Below are 3,636 nucleotides of genomic sequence, written 5' to 3' on the forward strand. Positions count from 1 at the left end.
CAGCGTCGCTCTATCGGACTGTGAGCGACAAGCACGTCTGCCCCTGGGGCCTCAAGTCGAAATACCTGCTCGAACGGCAGGGCTTCACGATCGAGGACCACCAGCTCAAGTCGCAGGCCGAGACCGATGCGTTCAAACGCGAGCATGGCGTCACGAGCACCCCGCAGACCTTCATCGGCAGCGAGCGGATCGGCGGATACGAAGACCTGAGGCGTCATCTCGGTCTCGCAATCCGCGATCCCAATGCAAAGACCTATCGTCCTGTCATCGCGGTGTTCGCGATCGCCGCCGGTCTCGCGCTGGCAGTGAGCCATGCGGCGTTCGGCAGTCCATTCACGATCCGCGCGGTCGAATGGTTCATCGCCTTTTCGATGGCTCTGCTGGCCATGCTCAAGCTGCAGGACGTCGACAAGTTCGCGACCATGTTCCTTGGTTATGACCTGCTGGCGCGCCGCTGGGTGCCCTATGCCTATCTCTATCCGTTCGCCGAGGGCCTCGCCGGGCTGCTGATGGCCGGGCACGCGCTCGACTGGCTGTCGATCCCGCTCGCGGCGTTCATCGGGACCGTCGGTGGCATTTCGGTGTTCTACGCCGTCTATGTCCAGAAACGCGAACTCGAATGCGCCTGTATCGGCGGCTCGGGCAAGGTGCCGCTCGGCCCCATCTCGCTGCTCGAGAACGTGATGATGGTCGCCATGGCGATCTGGATGCTTTTCCCCCATATCTGATGTGACAAGGACCCCTCGCCATGACACGCAATTTCATTATCCTGCTGGCCGGAACGGCGCTCGCTACAGGTTCCCCCGCCCTGGCCCAGCATGAAGACCATGACGCAGCGGCAACAGAGCCGCAGGTCACCTCGCAATCACAGCGTGGTGGCGCGATGGATCACGGCAACATGGACCACGGCAGCATGGACCACGACAACATGGACCACGGTCAAATGGATCATGGCAACATGGACCACGGCAACATGGACCACGGTCAAATGGATCATGGCAACATGGACCACGGCCCGATGGACCACGAGGGCGAACAGAGCGCCGCCGGCGAGCACCAGGACCATGTCTCCGCCAGCACGTCCGAAGCCGCCCATGACGCTCACACCCAGGACGAGCCCGCACCCTATGCCGAAGGTTCGGGCACTGCGCGGATCCCGGGCAAGGAAGGCGGGATGCACGGCCTGCACCTTTCGACCGGCGACTGGATGGTCATGCTGCACGGCTTTGCCAGCGCGCAATATACCGATCACGGCGGGCCGCGCGGGGACGAGCTGCTCTACTCGACCTCGATGCTGATGCTTGCCGGCGAACGCCATACAGATTGGGGCCGCATCCAGCTCAAGTCGATGATGAGCCTCGAACCGACGATGAGCGCGCGCGGCTATCCGAACCTGTTCGCGACAGGCGAAACGGCGGACGGCGAATCGCTCGTCGATCGTCAGCATCCGCACGATCTGTTCATGGAACTGGCCGCGCGGGTCGATTTCGACATTGGCGAGGACGCCAGCCTGTTCCTCTATGGCGGCCCGGTCGGCGAGCCCGCGCTCGGCCCAAGCGCCTTCATGCATCGCGGGTCGGCGTACAATAATCCGGAACCACCGATCACCCATCACTGGTTCGATTCGACCCATATCACCTATGGCGTGGTCACTACCGGAATCGCCGCCCGGCTCTGGCAGCTCGAAGCCTCCGCCTTTCGCGGCGCGGAGCCCGACGAGAACCGCTGGGACATCGAGACACCCAGGCTCGACAGCTGGTCGGTCCGGGCCACGCTGACCCCAAGCCCGAATTGGGCGATCCAGGCCAGCTATGGCCAAATGCAGGAGCCCGAAGCGCTCCATCCGGGCGAAGACGAACACCGCTTTACCGCCTCGGTGCATTATGCGTCCGGCGCGCTGTCGGCGATGGCCGCGTTCAGTTCAAAGAATCGGGTACCGGGCGACACGCTCACCGCCTGGCTGGCAGAAGCGAACTGGGATCTTGACGAGTACAATTCGCTGTTCGGCCGGTTCGAGAATGTCGCCAATGACGAGCTGTTCCCGGACCACGACGATCCGCTGCACGACGAAACCTTCCGCGTCAGCAAGTTCCAGCTTGGCTATGCGCGGCACATTCCGCTGACCGGGCCGCTCGCGCTCACGCTGGGCGCCAGCGGATCGGCCTATGCCAAGCCCGACGCGCTCGATCCCTATTATGGCAAAAGCCCGCTGGGCTACACGCTGTTCGCGAAATTGCGGCTGGGGCATTAGTCGGTCGATCCGGACTCGATCGCAATTGAGTTGTCGCAAAGTGGCGGTAGAGTGACGCGATGATCACGCGCCGCCAGACCGCGCTTGCCGCCCCGCTCCTGCTGTTCCCGTCGATCGCGCGCGGCGCGCGGTGGTTTTCGCGTTATCCGTTCTCGCTCGGCGTCGCTTCGGGCGACCCCGCGCCCGACGGATTCGTGATCTGGACCAGGCTCGCGCCCGAACCGTTCGCACCGCATGGCGGGATGCCGCTGTCGGCCCTGCCGGTGTCGTGGGAGGTCGGGGAAGATGCCGCATTTCGCACAATTGCCTCGCGCGGCGAGGCGATCGCGCGGCCAGAACTCGGCCACAGCGTCCATGTCGAGGTGACCGGCCTCCAGCCCGATCGGGGCTACTGGTATCGCTTCAAGCTCGACGCCGATGAATCGTTGACCGGCAAAGCGCGGACGCTTCCCCCAGCAGGCGCGTCCCCGGCACGCCTGCGCTTCGGCGTGTGCGGCTGCCAGCATTACGAAAGCGGGCTTTACACCGCCTTTCGCCATCTCGCGCAGGAAGAGGAACTCGCTTTCGTGTTCCACTATGGCGATTTCATCTACGAGCGCGGGGCCGACGTCGTCTTCGACTCGAACGGCCTGCCTACGCCGAAAGTCCGCAATCACAATCTGCGCGAGGTCTATTCGCTCGACGATTACCGCGCGCATTACGCGCAATATCTGCTCGACCTTGATTTGCAGTCGGCGCGCATGCGGCACGCTTTCCTGTCGAGTTTCGACGATCACGAAGTGCAGAACAACTTCACCGGCAATATCTCCGAAGACGAGAGCATCCCGCCGGAAGTGTTCCTGCTGCGCCGCCAGGCGGCGATGCAGGCCTGGTACGAACACATGCCGGTGCGCCGGGCGCAGCTGCCCGCAGGACCTTCGATCCAGGCCAACCGCCGCTTCGATTTCGGCAACCTTGCGACGATCAACGTGCTCGACACCCGCAGCTTCCGCACCAACCAGCCCTGCGGAGATGGCCTCAAACCTGCCTGTCCGGACGTGTTTGGCAGCGACGTGCAGGTTCTCGGCGCAGAACAGGAAGCCTGGCTCGATCGCCAGCTGGCGACCAGCGACGCGACCTGGAATTGCCTCGCCCAGCAAATCCTCGCCATGGCGATCGACTTCGGCGATACCGGCGGCGGGGATCGCCGCTACATGGACAGCTGGGCCGGCTATGAAGAACCGCGCAAGCGCCTGATGAGGCGGCTGCGCGAAGCCGGGAATGCGGTGATGCTGACCGGCGACGTCCACCAGAACGCCGCCGGGCTGCTTTACGACGAGGACCGGCCGGCCGGCGTCGAATGCGTCGTCACTTCGATCAGCAGCACCGGTAGCGACTGGAGCCAG

At 64.0% G+C, this 3,636-nt stretch carries 4 protein-coding genes; 3 read left to right on the forward strand and 1 reads right to left on the reverse strand.

Annotation, left to right across the window (positions count from 1 at the left end):
- On the forward strand, nt 1–728 hold a 728-nt coding region (locus AC16XC_RS12845), incomplete at its 5' end, for a MauE/DoxX family redox-associated membrane protein (RefSeq protein ID WP_484035057.1).
- A gap of 137 nt (nt 729–865) precedes the next feature.
- Here AC16XC_RS12845 and AC16XC_RS12850 read toward each other — a convergent pair.
- Nucleotides 866–997 (reverse strand): hypothetical protein, encoded by a 132-nt coding sequence (locus AC16XC_RS12850; protein ID WP_484035058.1) that lies wholly within the window; start codon nt 995–997, stop codon nt 866–868.
- Between AC16XC_RS12850 and AC16XC_RS12855 the strand changes: the two genes are divergently transcribed.
- Nucleotides 989–2,251 (forward strand): hypothetical protein, encoded by a 1,263-nt coding sequence (locus tag AC16XC_RS12855; protein WP_484035059.1) that lies wholly within the window; start codon nt 989–991, stop codon nt 2,249–2,251. The two genes, AC16XC_RS12850 and AC16XC_RS12855, sit on opposite strands and share 9 nt — an antisense overlap.
- A gap of 59 nt (nt 2,252–2,310) precedes the next feature.
- Nucleotides 2,311–3,636: alkaline phosphatase D family protein (locus AC16XC_RS12860; protein WP_484035060.1), on the forward strand; the 1,326-nt coding region annotated here is incomplete at its 3' end.

It is taken from the genome of Candidatus Andeanibacterium sp., assembly GCF_057143545.1.

Bases quoted from the DNA above. Each gene is read 5' to 3' on its own strand.
- AC16XC_RS12850 (WP_484035058.1), bottom strand. From the start codon at position 997: ATGATCCATTTGACCGTGGTCCATGTTGCCGTGGTCCATGTTGCCATG.
- AC16XC_RS12855 (WP_484035059.1), top strand. From the start codon at position 989: ATGGATCATGGCAACATGGACCACGGCCCGATGGACCACGAGGGCGAA.